At 72.4% G+C, this 16,930-nt stretch carries 13 protein-coding genes; 3 read left to right on the forward strand and 10 right to left on the reverse strand.

The features are described 5' to 3' along the window. Positions 1–15: 15 nt before the first annotated feature. Positions 16–1,650 (forward strand): ATP-binding cassette domain-containing protein, encoded by a 1,635-nt coding sequence (locus AYX06_RS12135; protein ID WP_062735987.1) that lies wholly within the window; start codon positions 16–18, stop codon positions 1,648–1,650. A gap of 256 nt (positions 1,651–1,906) precedes the next feature. Here AYX06_RS12135 and AYX06_RS12140 read toward each other — a convergent pair whose 3' ends face one another. Beyond that, positions 1,907–2,581, reverse strand: coding sequence for an SDR family NAD(P)-dependent oxidoreductase (locus AYX06_RS12140; protein ID WP_062735988.1), 675 nt, complete (start codon positions 2,579–2,581; stop codon positions 1,907–1,909). Between the two features lie 590 nt (positions 2,582–3,171). Between AYX06_RS12140 and AYX06_RS19840 the strand changes: the two genes are divergently transcribed. Next, positions 3,172–3,732 (forward strand): hypothetical protein, encoded by a 561-nt coding sequence (locus AYX06_RS19840; RefSeq protein ID WP_147017637.1) that lies wholly within the window; start codon positions 3,172–3,174, stop codon positions 3,730–3,732. A gap of 190 nt (positions 3,733–3,922) precedes the next feature. Further along, on the forward strand, positions 3,923–4,231 hold the full coding sequence (locus AYX06_RS12150) for an EthD family reductase (RefSeq protein WP_232319303.1): 309 nt from the start codon (positions 3,923–3,925) through the stop codon (positions 4,229–4,231). Between the two features lie 20 nt (positions 4,232–4,251). Here the strand turns inward: AYX06_RS12150 and AYX06_RS12155 are convergent, their stop codons facing one another. The 9 genes from AYX06_RS12155 to AYX06_RS12195 form a co-directional block, all read right to left on the reverse strand. Beyond that, positions 4,252–5,097 carry an IclR family transcriptional regulator gene (locus AYX06_RS12155; RefSeq protein WP_084271607.1) on the reverse strand — a complete coding sequence of 282 codons (846 nt, stop codon included), beginning with the start codon at positions 5,095–5,097 and terminating at the stop codon, positions 4,252–4,254. Between the two features lie 124 nt (positions 5,098–5,221). Then, on the reverse strand, positions 5,222–7,132 hold the full coding sequence (locus tag AYX06_RS12160) for a BCCT family transporter (RefSeq protein WP_371860071.1): 1,911 nt from the start codon (positions 7,130–7,132) through the stop codon (positions 5,222–5,224). Between the two features lie 71 nt (positions 7,133–7,203). After that, on the reverse strand, positions 7,204–8,370 hold the full coding sequence (locus AYX06_RS12165) for an aromatic ring-hydroxylating oxygenase subunit alpha (RefSeq protein WP_062735992.1): 1,167 nt from the start codon (positions 8,368–8,370) through the stop codon (positions 7,204–7,206). Between the two features lie 51 nt (positions 8,371–8,421). Next, the gene (locus tag AYX06_RS12170) at positions 8,422–9,723 is read right to left on the reverse strand and encodes an NAD(P)/FAD-dependent oxidoreductase (RefSeq protein ID WP_084271608.1); all 1,302 of its coding nucleotides are present in this window, start codon (positions 9,721–9,723) and stop codon (positions 8,422–8,424) included. Between the two features lie 434 nt (positions 9,724–10,157). After that, on the reverse strand, positions 10,158–11,243 hold the full coding sequence (locus AYX06_RS12175; protein WP_062735993.1) for an inositol-3-phosphate synthase: 1,086 nt from the start codon (positions 11,241–11,243) through the stop codon (positions 10,158–10,160). A gap of 137 nt (positions 11,244–11,380) precedes the next feature. Next, positions 11,381–12,121, reverse strand: coding sequence for an MBL fold metallo-hydrolase (locus tag AYX06_RS12180; RefSeq protein WP_084271609.1), 741 nt, complete (start codon positions 12,119–12,121; stop codon positions 11,381–11,383). A gap of 360 nt (positions 12,122–12,481) precedes the next feature. Then, positions 12,482–13,327, reverse strand: coding sequence for a pyruvate, water dikinase regulatory protein (locus AYX06_RS12185; protein ID WP_062735994.1), 846 nt, complete (start codon positions 13,325–13,327; stop codon positions 12,482–12,484). A 74-nt stretch (positions 13,328–13,401) separates the two neighbouring features. Continuing rightward, positions 13,402–15,801 (reverse strand): phosphoenolpyruvate synthase, encoded by a 2,400-nt coding sequence (gene ppsA / locus AYX06_RS12190; RefSeq protein ID WP_062735995.1) that lies wholly within the window; start codon positions 15,799–15,801, stop codon positions 13,402–13,404. A gap of 13 nt (positions 15,802–15,814) precedes the next feature. Next, positions 15,815–16,825, reverse strand: a complete 1,011-nt coding sequence (locus AYX06_RS12195; RefSeq protein WP_062735996.1) for an IS481 family transposase — start codon at positions 16,823–16,825, stop codon at positions 15,815–15,817. Positions 16,826–16,930: the final 105 nt, after the last annotated feature.

Here is a 16,930-nt window from a genome sequence, read left to right on the forward strand (position 1 = left end):
CCACCCGGAGGAAGCATGTCCGCCACCCCCGTCCACCGTCCTCCCCTGCCCGCGGGCGAGCAGGCCCAGCTGGTCGCCACGGGCGTCCGCCTGCGCCGCGGCCCCCGGGTCGTGCTCGACGGGCTCGACCTCACCGTCACCCCCACCACCCGGCTGGGGGTGGTGGGGGAGAACGGCCGCGGCAAGACCTCGCTGCTCGGCGTGCTCTCCGGCGCCCTCGCCCCGGACGCCGGCACGGTGCGCCGCACCGGGACGCTGGCGGTGGTGGACCAGGAGCTGCCCGTGCCCGTCGAGGCCACCGTGGGCGACCTCCTCGACCTCGAGCTCGCCGCCGAGCACGCCGCGGTGGCCCAGGTGCAGGACGCCGCCCGCGCCCTGGCCGCCGGGGCCCCCGGCGCCGACCAGGCCTACGCCCGGGCCCTGGCGGACGCCCAGGCCCTCGACGCCTGGGACGCCGACCGGCGGGTGGACCTCGCCCTCCAGGCCCTGGGGGCGGTGACCGACCGCTCCCGGGTGCTCGCCACCCTCTCCGTGGGCCAGCGCTACCGCGTGCGCCTGGCCTGCCTGCTGGGCACCGTCCACGACCTCCTGCTGCTCGACGAGCCCACCAACCACCTCGACGCCGCGGGACTGGCGCACCTGGGCGCGGCGCTGCGGGAGTTCCGCGGCGGCGTGGTCCTGGTCAGCCACGGCCGCAAGCTGCTGGGCCAGGTGGTGGACACCGTCCTGGACCTCGACCCCAGCCGGGACGGCCGCCCGCGCTGGTACGGCGGCGGGCTGGCCGGCTGGCGGGCCGGGCGGACCGCCGAGCGCTCGCGGTGGCTGCGCGACCACCAGGAGCAGCTGGCCGAGCACGCCCGGCTCGGCGCCGACCTCGCCCGCGCCCGGTCCCGGCTGGTCGACGGGTGGCGACCGGAGAAGGGCACGGGCAAGCACACCCGCGCCACCCGGGCCCCCGGGCTGGTGCGCTCGGTGCACCGCCGGCAGGAGGACCTCGACCGGCACCGCGTGGACGTCCCGGAGCCGCCCCTGGCGCTGTCCGTGCCCGCGCTGCCGGCCCTGCCCGGCGCCGAGCTGGTGCGGGCCCAGGGCGTCACGGTGGCGGGGCGGCTGCCCCGGCCCGTGGACGTGGGGCTGGGCTCCGGGGACCGGCTGGTGGTCCGGGGCCCCAACGGCGCCGGCAAGTCCACCCTGCTGCAGGTCCTCGCCGGTGACCTGGTGCCCGACGCCGGCTCCCGCACGGCCGCCCCCGGGCTGCGCATCGGCCTGCTCGACCAGGAGGGCCCGCGGCCCGACCCCCGGCCCGCGCAGGAGGTGTACGAGCAGGAGCTCGTCCGGCTCGTGCTCGCCGGCCGGCTGGCCGAGTCCGAGGTGCTGCCGCTGTCCGAGCTCGGGCTGCTCGACGCCCGGGACCGGCAGCGCCCGGCGGCCGAGCTCTCCGCCGGGCAGCGGCGGCGCCTGGACCTCGCCCGAGTGCTCGCCGCCCGGCCCCACCTGCTGCTGCTGGACGAGCCCACGAACCACCTCTCGATGGCCCTGGTGGACGAGCTCACCGCGGCGCTCGCCGCGACGGCCGCCGCGGTGGTGCTGACCACCCACGACCGGCAGCTCCTGCGGGACACCAAGGACTGGCCGCGCCTGGTGCTGTGACCTGAAGCCGCCGAGCCTCCCGGTCCTGTGGTCTGCATGCGCCGAGTCCCCCAGTCCCGTGGTCTCAATGCGCCGAGTCCCCCGTCCCGCGTCGGTTCCCCCTGATTGTTCCGGGGGAATTGACGTGGGATGGGGGATTGGGCGGCCACATGGGGGACTCGGCGGTGGGGTGGTGGGGCGTCGACGGCCGAGTGCGGAGTGGGTGGTGGGGGTGGCGGACGACTGGGTGATGAGGGGGCGGGGTGACGAGGGGGGGTCAGTCGATCCGGACCTCGCGCGCCCCGCGCTCGAGACCGCGCTCCAGGGCTGCGATGACGTCGTCGATGTTGTGCCCGGGGGGCAGCGCGGGCGGGAGCCCGGCCAGCGCCCGGTCCACGAGGCCGGTGTCCATGTGGGGCAGGCGGGCGTCCACCACGGCGATCCGGCGGGACCGCAGCTCCCGCCGCAGGGAGCCCAGCCACGAGGCCATGGCGGCCTTGCTCGCGGCGTAGGCGCCCATCCCGGCCAGCGGCAGCTCCGCGACCACGCCGGTGAGGACCGCCACCGCGCCGCCGTCCACGAGGTGCGGCAGCGCGGCGCGGACCACGGCCATCGGGCCGAGGGCGTTGACCTCGAAGAGCTCCTCCACGACCGCCTCGTCCTCCTCGGCGGCCGGGCCGAACGCGGCGACGCCCGTGGCGATCACCACGGCGTCGAGCCCGCCGAGCTCCTCCGCCGCCGTGCGCACCACCGCGGCGGCCGCGTCGTGGTCCACGAGGTCCAGGGCGTGGGCGGCGCGTGCCCCGAGCCGGGCACGCAGCTGCTCCGCGTCGGCGGCGGAGCGGCCCGTCACCACGAGATTGCCGGTGTGCTCGCTCAGCCGCTCGCACAGCCGCTGTCCCAGGACGCCGGTCGCGCCCACCACGAGGATCCGTGCGCCGTTCAGGTCCATGGTCGTTCTCCTGCCCTCTCGAGGGGCCCGGGCCGGGGCCGTGACCCCGAGCGTACCGATCCGCCCCGACACCGCCCAGGGCCCGGCCTTGTCGTCGTCGCGCCCGTGCCGGATGTGCATTCGACAACGATGTGGCGACGACATCCGCCGAGCCGTTGCCGTCGGTGTCCGGGCCTGCGTAGATTGCGGTCCTCGGAGCCGTGCCGGGCGAGACCGTCCGCGGTGCACGCGCTCCACGAACGGGGGTTCGGCAGATGTCCTCGAGAACGCCACGACCGGCCCGGGCGCTGAGCGCCGCGGCGGCCCTCCTGCTCCTGGCCTCCTGCGGGGCCCCCGCGGGGGAGGAGCCGGCGGGGGAGGGCGCGGGTCCGGCCGCCGGCGTGACGGCCACCGCGGCAGAGTCCCCGGCGGGTCCGGGCCCCGCCTCGGAGGGCCCCACGACCGGCCCGGCGGAGAGTCCCGCGGCGTCAGGGTCCCCGGCCGACCCGGGGACGGAGGCGCCCACCGGAGGCCCGACGGCCTCGGCGACCCCGGTCGAGACCCCCACGGCCGGCAGCCCCACGGGTGGACCGGCCGCTCCGGGGGAGCTGGTGACGTACGCGGGCACGGCCGCCGACGCGGCGTTCGCCTTCGAGCTGCCCGCGACCTGGACGGTGGACGGGCAGTTCTCGGACGTCGGCGGCACGGTGACGGTGCTCGGACCGGACGGGACCCCGGTCGGCCAGCTGTCGGTCCTCGTCGCCTGGGGCGCCGAGTGCGGGCCCGACTGCACCCAGCCGGCTGTGGTCCACCTCGGCGACGTCCCGGGCACCGTGCCGCTGTCCAGCAGCGGGCCGTTCGTGGTGCGCTCCGTGGCCATGGACCTGACCGGCTCACCCCGGCTGCGCGAGATCAACGGCTGGCAGGACCACGTGCGGCTGACGACCTCGCTGACCGACGCCGACGTCCCACCGCCCACCACCATGCTCCCGCACGTCCTGTACGGCCTGGGGCTGGTCGAGACCGGGGTGGTCGCGCCCAACGGCATCACGTACCGCACGGTCATCTTCAGCTCCGTCCACGACTTCCCCACCGTTGCGGCGGCCGAGGCGTACGCCGCGACGGAGGAGCACCGGCAGGTCCAGGCGATGATCGCCTCGTTCCGCGCCTGAGCCCGGGGGCGCCGCCGGAGCGCGGGACCGATGGACGGGGCCGGGGCGAGACCTGCGGGCCGGATCGGCCCGTGCACCCGGTCCGCGACCGGCGTGCACCGACACCTCGTGGCCCGGGATGGCCTAGGGTCACTGGTCAGGCGGTGGCACCGCAGCCACCCGTGACCCGAGAGGCCCTCCCGTGCACAAGATGATCGTTCTCTACCCCGAGCCCGAGGACCGGGCGGCGTTCGTGAGCTACTACGAGTCCACCCACCTGCCCCTGGTCCAGCAGCTGCCCGGGCTGCTGGACTGGCGCTACAGCGTGGAGGTCGACGCCGCCGGCGGCCGCTCACCGTACTTCGCGGTGTTCGAGGCCGACTTCGAGGACGCCGAGGCCATGCGCGCGGCCCTGGCCTCGCCGGAGGGCGCCGCCGTCGGCGCGGACGTGCCCCACTACGCCACGGGCGGGGCCGTGGTGCTCGACTACCCGGTGAGCGGTCCCGCCCCGGCGTCCTGACGACGACGGCGCGGGCCCTCCTACTCGGGCTTGTCGACGGGCACGTAGCCCATGCGCCCGCTGACCCGCTCGCCGGCCTCCCTGAGCTCCTCGACGAGGTCGGTCATCTTCTCCTCGGTGAACCGGAACGCCGGACCCGAGACGCTGATCGAGGCGATGACCGTGCCCAGATGGTCGCGCACGGGCACGGCGACGGAGTTCAGCCCGATCTCGAACTCCTCGCACACGGTGGCGTAGCCCTGCGCGGCCACATCGATCAGCTGCCGCTCCAGCTGCTTCCGCGACGTGATCGTGCGGGCGGTGAGGGCCGGCAGCCCCCGGGTGCGGAGGACACGGGCTCGCTCGTCGGACGACAGGCCGGCCAGCAGGACCTTCCCGCTGGCTGTGGCGTGCAACGGGGTCAGGCTGCCGATCCAGTCGTGGGTCGCGATCGAGGAGGGGCCCATCTCCTGGTCCACGTTGACGGCCTGGCCCTCGCGCAGCACCGCCAGGTTGACCGTCTCGGAGTGGGTTCTCGCGAGGCGGCGGATCTCGTCGCGTGCCTCGGCGACCACGCTCAGACGGCCGGGAATCGCGTGGGCCAGCCGCAGGATGCCGAAGCCGAGCTCGTACCGGCTGCCGTCGCTGGGGTGGTGCACCAGGCCCCGGGCCTCCAGCGCACCGAGCAGCCGGGACGCCGTGGACTTGTGCACGCCCAGCTCCGCGGCCACCTCGGTCACCGTGGAGCCGCCGGTGCGGGCGAGGACCTCGAGCACCGTGATGGCGCGGTCGACGGACTGGACACCGCCCGGGGTCACCCCGTCGGTGGTGGTCTGCTCCTTCGAGGCATCGGACGCGATCAGAGGTCTGGGATCGGAGGAGGACATGACTCCATGGTAGCCAATAGCAGATGTCACGCTCCGGGCGCGACTCCGGCCGCCGAGCGGTCTCGGCGGCCGGAGTCGTGCGAGGAGCTGCCGGGCCGGTCTGGTGCCCCGGGCCGGCACATGGTCAGGACGGGTTGCTCTCCTTCTTCCGGCCCCGGCTGGTGTGCCCGTTCTGCCCGTTCTGGGGGGCGTAGATCGGCTGACCGGCGGCGGTGGCGTCCACGGCCCGGAACTGGGCCGTGGGCGGATCCGTGCTCTCCTGGGTGGCCAGGGTGAACTTCTGGTGCCCGTACCGGTCCACGGCCGTCCGCACGGTGCGCCGCATGACGGAGTCCGACAGGCGCTGGCGCAGCCACATCGGGTCGGCGGCCAGATCGCGGGTCAGGGCGATGCAGAGCAGGAACATCACCAGCACGAACGGCAGGGCGGCCACGATGGTCATCCGCTGCAGTCCGCCCAGCGCCTCGGCAGGCGTGTTCCCGCCGGCCAGCAGCATCACGGCCGCGACCCCGCCCATCAGCACGCCCCAGAAGATCACGACGGGCTTGGACGGCTCCAGGCTGCCGCGGGAGCTGAGCGAGCCCATCACGATGGACGCGGAGTCGGCGCCGGTGACGAAGAAGATCGCGGTCAGGACCATCGCCAGCACGGCCAGCCCGACGGTGAGGAACTGCGGGGCGCCGAGGCCGTTGAACATGTCGTAGATGGCCCCGTCGAAGGAGATGGTGGGAACGCCGTCCACGAGGGTCGCGATCCCGTCCCCGGTGTCGGGGGTGGCCTCCGCGGTCTGCTGGATGTGGATGGCGGTGCCGCCGAACACGGCGAACCACAGCAGGGACACCAGGGAGGGTACGAGCAGCACCCCGGTGACGAACTGGCGGATGGTGCGGCCGCGGCTGATGCGGGCGATGAACATGCCCACGAACGGGGTCCAGGAGATCCACCACGCCCAGTAGAAGACCGTCCAGCTGGACAGCCACGCCCGCATCGACTCGTCGCCGACCGCCTCGGTGCGGGCCGCCATCTCCGGCAGCTGCTGGAAGTAGGAGCCGATCGCCGAGGGGATGAGGTTGAGGATGAACAGGGTCGGACCCACCACGAAGATCACCACGGCCAGGAGCACGGCCAGCACCATGTTCGTGTTGGCCAGGAACTGGATGCCGCGCTCGATCCCGGACACCGCCGAGGCCACGAAGCAGAACGTGAGCACCGCGATGATCAGCACCAGCATCGGGGTGGCGACCTGTCCCACGACCCCGTTGAACTGCAGGCCGCTGCCGATCTGCAGGGCGCCGAGCCCCAGCGAGGCGGCGGAGCCGAAGAGGGTGGCGAAGATGGCGAGGATGTTGATGACCTTCCCCCCGATCCCGTCGACCGCACGGCGCCCGAAGAGCGACACGAACGCCTCCGAGAGCAGGTTCTTGCGGCCCAGCCGGAACGTGCTGTAGGCGATGGCGATGCCCAGCACCGCGTACATGGCCCACGGGTGCAGGGTCCAGTGGAACAGGGACGTGGCCATCGCGGTCTCGATGGCTTCGGCGGTGCTGGCGTCCACCGTGGACGGGGGTGGGGAGATGTAGTGGAACAGGGGCTCGGCCACTCCGTAGAACATCAGGCCGATCCCCATGCCGCAGGCGAACATCATCGAGATCCACGAGGCGGTCCTGAACTCGGGCCGCTCCCCGTCCTTGCCCAGCGGGATGGTGCCGAAGCGGCCCAGGGCAAGCCACAGGACGTAGACCACGAACAGGGAGGACAGCAGCACGAAGATCCACCCGGTGTTCTCCAGCACCCAGCCCAGGGCCGTCGTCGAGACGGCGGACAGGTTCTCGGTGCCGACGAAGCCCCAGATCACGAAGGCGACGACCAGGGCGCCGGTCACGACCATGATGCCCTTGTCCAAGCCCTTCAGCCCGTGCAGGGCCGCGGGGAAGGACCCTCGCCGTTCGATCACGCCCTCTCGGAGCTCCCCGAGGATCTTCGTCTCCTCGGCCTCCGCCTCGTGCAGCATCGTCGTGTCGTCCACCGGCGGCATCGCGGGCGGCTCCCCTGGCGGGGTCGTGGCCCCGGTGGCGGACGAAGGATCGATGTGGTGGTCGTCGTGGCTCAACGGACTCCCCCTTGGCTCTGCAGCGCGGACTGGGTCGGGAGGGTGTCGCCGACTTTTTCGGTGATCCAGTCGTGGAAGGCGCCGATGTGGTGTTCGGAGGGGACGAGGACGCCGCCGGTGGCGTAGATCTTGGAGGCCATGGCGGGTTGGCAGCGTTCGCAGGCGTCGAAGTCCTGCTGGTTGACGCGGTGGAACAGTTCCACGGAGGCGGAGACGTCCTTGCCGGATTCCACGACCGAGGGCAGGTAGAGCCAGTCGCACTCGACGATGGTGTGGTCGGCGGCCATCGGGAACATGCGGTGGATGATCACGTGGTCGGGGACGAGGTTGACGAACACGGTGGGTTTGATGGTGATCGCGTAGTAGCGGCGGTCGTGGTCCTCGTCGACGCCGGGGAGCTTGTCGAGGCCTTCGGAGCCGTCGACGGTGAAGCCGGCGACGTTCTCGCCGAACTCGGCGCCGTGGCCGACGAAGTACTGGGCGGCGAGGCCGTCGGCGAACTCGGGGAGGACCTCGGTGAGTTCGGGGTGGATGGTGGCGCAGTGGTAGCACTCCATGAAGTTCTCGATGATGAGCTTCCAGTTGGCCTTCACGTCGTAGGTGATCCGCCGGCCCAGGGCGAGGTTGGCGATGTCGTAGCCCTCGATGGCCTGGGTGTCGCCGAGGCGTTCTTCGATGTCGCCCATCACGTCGTCCTCGAAGGAGGGGGGGTTCTCGGCCAGGCAGACCCAGACGTAGCCGAGGTACTCGCGCACCGGGATGGTGACCAGCCCGTATTCCTGGCGGTCGATGTCGGGCATCTTGGTGAGGTTGGGGGCGGCGATGAGCTTGCCGTCGAGGTCGTAGGTCCAGGCGTGGTAGGGGCACTGGAAGGAGCGGTTGGCCTGTCCGGTGTCCTCCATGCACAGTTTCACGCCGCGGTGGCGGCAGATGTTGTAGAAGGCGCGGATGCCGTGCTTGCGGTTGCGGGTGATGATGATCGATTCCCGGCCGATCTGCACGGTGCGGAAGGCTCCGGGCTTGTCGAGGTCGGCCGCGCGCACGGCGCAGAACCACATCTGCTCGAAGATCCGTTCCTGCTCGGCGCGGAAGACGGCCTCGTCCACGTAGCTGGATCCGGGCAGGGTGGAGATCAGGGACTCCGAGACAACATTGGTCGACAATTCGTACTCCTTACGACGTACTGCGGAACGGGTGGGGCGGGTGGAACGGTTTCATGCCCCGGCCGCGGCGACCGCCGCGGTCGGGGAGGCGGCGGTGGCGGTGGCGGCGGCGGCGGCCGGGGACGCGGCGGCGACAGCGGCGGCCACGGACTGGGCAGCCTCGTGCGGCGGGGCAGGGGTGCGGGCGGCAGCGGAGATCTTCTCCAGGGTCTTGCGCCAGCGGCCGAAGAGCTTGATCTGGTTCCAGCCCAGCACCGCGACCGGTTCCTCCCCGGCGTAGTAGACGGCCAGCAGGGAGTCCTCGCCGGGGCCGCCGTGCTCGTAGGCCACCCGATCGGCGCGGGAGGCGTCGCCGGCGAACTGCAGGCGGGTGCCGTACTGGTCGGACCAGAAGTAGGGAGGCTTCACCGCCGGCAGGGTCGCCGGGTCGGCGCCCAGCAACGCGGACACGGCCACGCCCGGGCGCTGGGCGGCCCCCGTCCAGTGCTCCACCCGCTGGTGGCGCCCGGTGACCGGCTCCCACCAGGCGGCGCAGTCACCGACCGCGACGACCCCCGGGAGGCTGGTGCCCCCGACCGCGTCGCAGACCACACCGTTGCCCAGCTCGATCCCGGAGCCTTCCAGCCACCCGGTGTTGGGGATCGCCCCGATGCCCACGACCACGACATCGGCGGGCAGCACCCGCCCGTCGGCCAGGTGCACCGCGCTGACGGATCTGTCGGTGCGGGTGAAGTCGGCGATGTCGGCCCCGCAGATCAGCTCGACCCCGGCGGCCTCGTGCAGCCCGGCGACGACCGCGCCCAGCTGGGCCCCCAGCGGCCCGCACAGCGGGGTGGGGGACTTCTCCAGCACGGTGACCTCCATGCCCAGCGCGTGGGCGGTGGAGGCGACCTCGGCGCCGATGAACCCGGCCCCGATCACCACCATCCGGCCACCCGCGCGCACCAGCTCGCGCAGCTTCTGCGCATCGGCGATGGTGCGCAGGCTCACCACGTTGGTCGCGTCGGCGATCTGGGGCAGGGTCCGGGGGGAGGCGCCGGTGGCGATCACCAGGGCGGGGGCGTGCACGGTGGTGCCGTCGGCCAGGTGGACCGTGCGGGTGGACGGATCGAAGGAGACCGCCCGGGTCCCGAGAATCCACTCCGCGTCCAGGGCCTCCGTGTCGGTCTCCAGGGTCAGATCCGCAACCTCGATCCGCCCGGCCAGGAAGTCCTTGGACAGCGGCGGACGGTCGTAGGGACGCTGCAGCTCATCACCGATGATCACCACACGCCCGCCGAACCCGAGGCTGCGAGCCGCCCGCGCGGCCGACAGACCGGCCAGCGAGGCTCCGACAATGACGAGGGACTCCATGAAGGACCCCTTTCAGATCAGTGGGTGCGGGAACAGCAGTGCGGCGCCGGGCGGGTGGACCTCTCGGCTCGTTGCCGCGTACTGCGCAACGTGCTTCATATTGTGAGGTTCAGCGTGATGCGTCCCACATTGGCCTGTCAAGCATTCCGGTCGACTTTTCCTGCGCGCGTCCCGGGGAGGCCGCGATTCCCGACAGCACGGCGGACCCGCCGGACAATGTTGCGCACTGTGACCCACGTTGCACAGGGCAGGACGTCTGCCCGTTCCCCGGCTCCTTCCGGCGTCGAGGGCGCGAAGCACACTGGCCCAGGAAGGCGGCGTCGACGGCATGAGCGGGTGCACGCCGACGGAGCTCGAGGAGGACCTCATGTCACCGGTGCGGCGGTGCTCCGCGAGGTGCTCCGTGAGGTGATCCGCGGGCCCGGGAGGGGTGCTCAGCGTTCGAGGTCGCCGCGGATGAAGGCCTCCAGGTTCGCCCGGGCGGTGTCGTCGGCCTGCTGCTCGGGCGGGAACTTCATGAAGTACGCCGCCGCCGAGGTCAGCGGCCCGCCGATCCCGCGGTCCAGGCCGATCTTCGCCGCCCGGATCGCGTCGATGATCACCCCGGCCGAGTTCGGGGAGTCCCACACCTCCAGCTTGTACTCCAAGGAGATCGGGGCGTTGCCGAAGCCGTGGCCCTCCAGCCGCACGAAGGCGAACTTGCGGTCATCCAGCCACGGCACGTGGTCGGAGGGGCCGATGTGCACGTCCTGGGTGCCGAACTCCCGCACCACGTTGGAGGTCACCGCCTGGGTCTTGGAGATCTTCTTGGACTCCAGCCGGGTGCGCTCGAGCATGTTCATGAAGTCCATGTTCCCGCCCACGTTGAGCTGATAGGTCCGGTCCAGCACGTAGCCGCGGTCCTCGAAGAGCTTGGCCAGCACCCGGTGGGTGATCGTCGCCCCGATCTGGGACTTGATGTCGTCCCCCACGATCGGCACCCCCGCGGCCGTGAACTTCTCCGCCCACTCCTCGGTGGAGGCGATGAACACCGGCAGGGCGTTGACGAAGGCCACCCCCGCGTCCAGGGCGGCCTGGGCGTAGAACCGGTCGGCGGCCTCGGAGCCCACCGGCAGATAGGACACCAGCACGTCCACCTGCGCCTCCCGCAGCGCCTGCGCGACGTCCACCGGCTCGGCGTCCGACTCCTGGACCATCTCCCGGTAGTAGGCCCCCAGCCCGTCCAGGGTCGGCCCGCGCTGGACGGTCACCCCGGTGTGCGGGACCGGGGCGAAGACCATGGTGTTGTTCTGCCCGGCGGTGATCGCCTCGCACAGATCGACCCCGACCTTGGCGGCGTCGACGTCGAAGGCGGCCACGAACTGCACGTCGGAGACGTGGTAGTCGCCGAAGACCACGTGCATCAGCCCGGGCACGGTCTCGCCCGGGTCGGCGTCGGCGTAGAAGTGCACGCCCTGGATCAGGGACGAGGCGCAGTTGCCGACACCGGCCACGGCCACTCGGATCGGATGGTGGGACACGATTCTCCTTCGTCGTGAGGCCGGACGCAGCCGCCGTGGCGGCGTGCGGCCGACCTCTCGGGGTGTGGGGGTGAGGGGCGGGTGACGTGGTGATGTGCGCCCCGGGGGCCGCCGCGGGTCGCGCCGGCCCCGGGGCGTCAGTGGCCGCGGTCGATCCACTCCTGCAGGTGGGGGGCCTCGGCGCCGATCGTGGTGGGGTCCCCGTGGCCGGTGAGGACCTCGGTGGCCGGCGGGAGGGTGAGCAGCCGGGTGCGGATGGACTCGATGATGGTGCCGAAGTCGGAGTAGGACCGTCCGGTGGCTCCGGGTCCGCCCCGGAACAGGGTGTCGCCGGAGAACAGCACTCCGTGTCCCCCGAGCTCCGGGGCGGAGAAGCACACCGAGCCGGGGGAGTGCCCGGGGGTGTGGAGGGCCACCAGGCGTGTGCCGGCCACCGTGATGCAGTCGCCGTCGGCGATCTCGGTGTCGAAGCCGGTGCCCGGGTGGACCTGTTCCCAGAGCATCGCGTCCGCCGGATGCAGGTGCACGGGCGCGCGGAGGGCCTCGGCCACCTCGAGCACGGAGCGGATGTGGTCGTCGTGGCCGTGGGTCAGGAGGACGGCGCGGGTGTCACGGGCCCCCACGGCCGCGGTCACGGCGTCGGCGTCGTGGGCGGGGTCGATGACGACGCACTGCTCGTCGTCGCCGACGATCCACACGTTGTTCTCCACCTGCCACGTGCCTCCGTCCAGGGAGAAGGTCCCGGAGGTCACCAGGCGCTCGACCCGGGTCCGCCCGGCGGAGTCGGCCGCACCGCCCGGAGGGGTGGCGGCCGGTCCCTGCTCCTCGCGGCCCGCGCCCGGCACCGGAAGCTGCCCGGACACGCAGCCGGCGCTCATCGTGCTGCCTCCTGGGGCCGGCCGGCCACGGGAACCGGCGCGGGGGCTGTCTGCCTGCGCCACCTCCGACTCCTGTCCGGGGACACCGCGCGGTCGACTCGGCGCATCGCGTCTTCCTCTCTGCCTGGGTGGCGGCCACTGCCATCGGTGGCCGAGGAGCATCGGCCGGAAGCTCCGACCTGCTCACCCTCTGCAACACGTAGCGCATTACGCAACGTCATGGGTGGGGAAAGTCTCCGCGAGAGGACCCCTCCTGTCAAGGGACGGCGTCGGCGTGCCCCCTCCGGGTGCGCCCGCCGCCGCGCCCGGTCCGCCCGCGTCCGGACAGCCCGCCCCGCGGAAGGCGCGACGGCCTCGGCGTCACCGGTGACGGCGGCTCTCCTCGTGGCCGGTCTCGTCGAACTGCATCTGCTGCAGGATCATGGCCGAGATCTCCTCGACGGACATGGAGGCGGAGCTGACGTGCGGGATGCCGTTCAGGACGTACATCTCCTCGGCGTTGCGCAGCTCGTACGAGCACTGCGCGAGGGAGGCGTAGACCGTTGCGGGTCGTCGTTCCTGGCGGACCTGGCTCAACCGCATCGGGGAGGAGGTGAGCCCGAAGCACTTGCCGGCGTAGGGCGCAACGGGTGCGGGCAGGGAGTGCTGCTCGAAGTCCTCGTCCACCAGGGGGAAGTTGGCGGCGCGGATGCCGTGCTGCAGGGCCAGGTACATGCTGGTGGGGGTCTTGCCGCAGCGCGACGGGGCGATGAGGATCAGGTCCGCCCGCTCGAGGGCCCGGATGGACTGGCCGTCGTCGTGCTCCATGGCGTACTCCACCGCCGACATCCGCCTCTGGTAGTGGATGGCGTCGCCCAGGCCGTGGGCTCTGCCCGGCTGCAGGCTGGCCGTGGCGTGCAGCGCGGTCTCGAGCTGGGGGATGTGGGTGCCGAACAGGTCCACGAAGAAGCCGCGGCTGCCGGCGAGGACGCCACGGATGTCCGGGTCGACGACGGTGGAGAACACCACCGGCACCCGCCCGGTGGCGGCCACGGCGTCGATGCGGGCCGCCACCTGCCGGGCACGCTCCACGGTGACGACGAACGGCACGGTGTGGCGCTCGAAGGGCTGGTCCGGGAACTGCGTGATCAGGGTGCTGCCCAGGGTCTCGGCGGTGATGCCGGTGCTGTCCGAGACGAAGAACGCCACGGGGCAGGTGTCGGTCATGCGCTTGCGTACCTGTCTCTCGTCGTGCGCACCGCGGTCCCGTCCCGGCGCGCGGGGCGCCGGGACGGGACGTCTCAGGTGCTGGGCTGGGGTGCGGTGCGGGCCAGGGACAGCCAGGTGTCCACGACGGCGTCGGGGTTCAGGGAGACCGAGTCGATGCCCTGCTCCAGCAGCCAGACGGCCAGGTCGGGGTGGTCGCTGGGGCCCTGTCCGCAGATCCCGACGTACTTGCCCTGCGCCCGGCAGGCGGAGATGGCCAGGCCCAGCAGCTTCTTGACCGCCGGGTCGCGCTCGTCGAAGGAGGAGGCGACCAGGGCGGAGTCGCGGTCCAGGCCCAGGGTGAGCTGGGTGAGGTCGTTGGAGCCGATGGAGAACCCGTCGAAGTGCTCCAGGAACGCCTCGGCCAGCAGCGCGTTGGCGGGCAGCTCGCACATCATGACGATCTCCAGGCCGTCCTCCCCGCGCGCCAGCCCGTTGGCGGCCAGCAGCTCCACCACGCCCCGGGCCTCGGCCACGGTGCGCACGAACGGGACCATGAGCTTGATGTTGGTCAGGCCCATGGCGGTGCGCGCGTGCCGCACCGCTGCGCACTCGAGCTCGAAGGCCGCCCGGAAGGCCGGGGAGAGGTAGCGGGAGGCGCCGCGGAACCCGATCATGGGGTTCTCCTCGTCCGGCTCGAAGATCGGGCCGCCGAGCAGGTTGGCGTACTCGTTGGACTTGAAGTCCGACAGCCGGATGATCACCGGTTCGGGGGCGAAGGCCGCCGCGATCGTGGCGATGCCCTCGGCCAGGCGCTGCACGTAGTACTCCCGCGGCCCGTCGTAGGCGGCGATCCGCTCCCGGATCTGTCCCGCCACCTCGGCCGGCAGGCTCGCCTCGTCGCGCTCCAGGGCCAGCAGCGCCAGCGGGTGGATGCCGATCTGGCGGTTGATGATGAACTCCAGCCGGGCCAGTCCCACTCCGTGGTTCGGCAGCTGAGCGAAGGCGAAGGCCTGCTCGGGGGTGCCGACGTTCATCATGATCTTCAGCGGCGCGGCCGGCATCGCCTCCAGGGAGGTCTCCTCCACGGTGTAGTCCAGCAGGCCCGCATAGACCAGGCCGGCCTCGCCCTCGGCGCAGGAGACCGTCACCGGGTCCCCGTCGGCCAGCACCGCGGTGGCGTCCCCGGCCCCGACCACGGCGGGGATGCCCAGCTCCCGGGCGATGATCGCCGCGTGGCAGGTGCGGCCGCCGCGGTCGGTGACGATCGCGGCGGCCTTCTTCATGATCGGCTCCCAGTCCGGGTCCGTCATCGAGGCCACCAGCACGTCCCCGGCCTGGAAGGAGGCCATCTCCTGGTGGGAGCCCAGGACGCGGACCTGTCCGGCGCCGATGCGCTGGCCGATCGCCCGGCCCTGGGCCAGCACCGTGCCGTGGCCCTCGAGCCGGTAGCGGGAGACCGCACCGGCCGCCCGGCGGGAGACGACGGTCTCCGGGCGGGCCTGGAGGATGTAGAGGCGCCCGTCGGTCCCGTCCAGGCCCCACTCGATGTCCATCGGGCGGCCGTAGTGGGCCTCGATGGCCACCGCGTAGCGGGCCAGCTGCTCGACCTGCGCGTCGGTGAGGCTGAAGCGGGCCCGCAGCTTCGCCGGCACGGGCACGAAGCCCACCGTGGCCCCCAGCTCCCGGGAGGCCGTGTAGGTCATCTGCAGGGCCTTCTCCCCCAGCCCGCGCTTGAGCACGGCCGGGCGGCCGGCGGCCAGGGCCGGCTTGTGGACGTAGAACTCGTCCGGGTTCACCGCCCCCTGCACCACGGCCTCGCCCAGCCCGTAGGAGGAGGTGATGAACACCGCGTCGGTGAAGCCGGACTCGGTGTCCATGGTGAACATCACCCCCGAGGCGCCCACGTCGGAACGCACCATCTTCTGCACCCCCACCGACAGCGCCACCTCGGCGTGGGTGAAGCCGTGGTGGACCCGGTAGGCGATCGCCCGGTCGTTGTACAGGGACGCGAAGACGTCCTTGACCGCGGCCAGGACGTTCTCCACCCCCCGCACGTTCAAGTACGTCTCCTGCTGGCCGGCGAAGGAAGCGTCCGGCAGGTCCTCCGCCGTGGCGCTGGAGCGCACCGCCCAGGACACCTCCACCCCGTCGGGCTGGGCGGCGGACAGCTGCTCGTACGCGGTGCGGATCGCCTCCTCCAGGGCGGACGGCAGCGGCGCGGACCGGATCAGCGCACGGATCCGGCCGCCGGCGGCGGCCAGGGCGCTCACGTCGCCGGCGTCGAGGCCCTCCAGGACCTCGGCGATCCGCGTCTCCAGCCCGGAAGCCGCCAGGAACTCCCGGAAGGCCGTGGCCGTGGTGGCGAAGCCGCCGGGCACCTCCACCCCGGCGCTGCTCAGACTGCGGATCAGCTCGCCCAGGGAGGCGTTCTTGCCCCCCACCTCCGGGAGGTCGGACAGGTCGATCTCGGTGAACGGAAGAACATGGGTCATCGGAATCGTGCTCCTAGGTGTAAGAGGGCGTGACGTTATTGACTCGGGCCGGGGTGCGTGAGGCCGGGGGCTGATCGCCGCAGGCGGTGTGGGGCCGATGGTAATTGAAGTGATTCACCCAGACCGCGATGGCGTCCCGGCGGGCCTGCTCGCTGGCGTAGGGGCGGACGTAGAGCACCTCGTCGGCCAGCAGCCGGTTGAACCGTTCGACCTTCCCGTTGTGCCGGGGCGTGTAGGGGCGGATGCGCTGGTGCCGGCCGGCGAGGGCCTCCACGGTGCGGGTGAAGTCGCGGGCCTTGTAGTTGGCGCCGTTGTCGGTGACCACCCGGTGCAGCCGGGTGATGCCGTGGGCGGCGAAGAACGCCCGGGCTCGGCAGAAGAATCCGATCGTCGTCACCGCCTTCTCATCGGCCAGAGCCTCGGTGTAGGCCAGCCTCGAGAAGCCGTCCACGGCCGAGTGCAGGTAGGTGTAGCCGACCTTCGCCCCGGGTCCGCGCTTGGCCGCCTTCGCCGCCGTACTGCCGCGGCCGTGGGCGCGCCAGCCGCCGCCGTCGGGGATCCGCCCGACCTTCTTCACATCCAGGTGGACCATGTGCCCGGGCCAGGCGGCACGGATCCGCTGGGGTGGGCGTCGCAGGTCGTCCCCCGCCGGGGTGAGGTCGCGCAGCCGGGAGATGCCCAGGCGGGCCAGCCAGCGACCGACCGTGCGCAGGTGCATTTCATGGCCGAGACCGAGCAGGTGGCGGTGGATGCGTCGGGCGGACCATTTCCGGTCTCGCCGGAGGGACTCGATGAGCTCCACGACGGCCGCCGGGGTGCGCTGAGGGCTGCGCCGGGGAGTCGAGGGCCGGTCGGCCAACCCAGCTTCGCCGGATTCGAGGTAGCGGGCCACCCACGTGGCCACCGTGGGTCGGCTGACGCGGAACTCGGTGGCCACGTGGGCCTTGGGGATCCCGTCGTCGAGGTGGCGCAGGACCATGCGCAGCCGGCCGGTCGGGGTCAGGGGTGCGTTAACGTGGGGCATGAACGGGCTCTCTTGCTGCGGACGGACGGTGTAGGAACTTCCATCCTGTGGCGAGGAGCCCGTTCCTCATCTCACCGGCACACCCGTGGCAAGAACCTCATGCCC

Source organism: Kocuria turfanensis, from assembly GCF_001580365.1.
Classification (GTDB): domain Bacteria; phylum Actinomycetota; class Actinomycetes; order Actinomycetales; family Micrococcaceae; genus Kocuria; species Kocuria turfanensis.

Coding starts and splice junctions, on each gene's coding strand:
- AYX06_RS12140 (WP_062735988.1), bottom strand. CDS start 2,581: ATGGACCTGAACGGCGCACGGATCCTCGTGGTGGGCGCGACCGGCGTC.
- AYX06_RS12160 (WP_371860071.1), bottom strand. CDS start 7,132: ATGCCGCCGGTGGACGACACGACGATGCTGCACGAGGCGGAGGCCGAG.
- AYX06_RS12185 (WP_062735994.1), bottom strand. CDS start 13,327: ATGACCGACACCTGCCCCGTGGCGTTCTTCGTCTCGGACAGCACCGGC.
- AYX06_RS12135 (WP_062735987.1), top strand. CDS start 16: ATGTCCGCCACCCCCGTCCACCGTCCTCCCCTGCCCGCGGGCGAGCAG.
- AYX06_RS12180 (WP_084271609.1), bottom strand. CDS start 12,121: ATGAGCGCCGGCTGCGTGTCCGGGCAGCTTCCGGTGCCGGGCGCGGGC.
- AYX06_RS12195 (WP_062735996.1), bottom strand. CDS start 16,825: ATGCCCCACGTTAACGCACCCCTGACCCCGACCGGCCGGCTGCGCATG.
- AYX06_RS12150 (WP_232319303.1), top strand. CDS start 3,923: ATGATCGTTCTCTACCCCGAGCCCGAGGACCGGGCGGCGTTCGTGAGC.
- ppsA (WP_062735995.1), bottom strand. CDS start 15,801: ATGACCCATGTTCTTCCGTTCACCGAGATCGACCTGTCCGACCTCCCG.
- AYX06_RS12155 (WP_084271607.1), bottom strand. CDS start 5,097: ATGTCCTCCTCCGATCCCAGACCTCTGATCGCGTCCGATGCCTCGAAG.
- AYX06_RS12170 (WP_084271608.1), bottom strand. CDS start 9,723: ATGGAGTCCCTCGTCATTGTCGGAGCCTCGCTGGCCGGTCTGTCGGCC.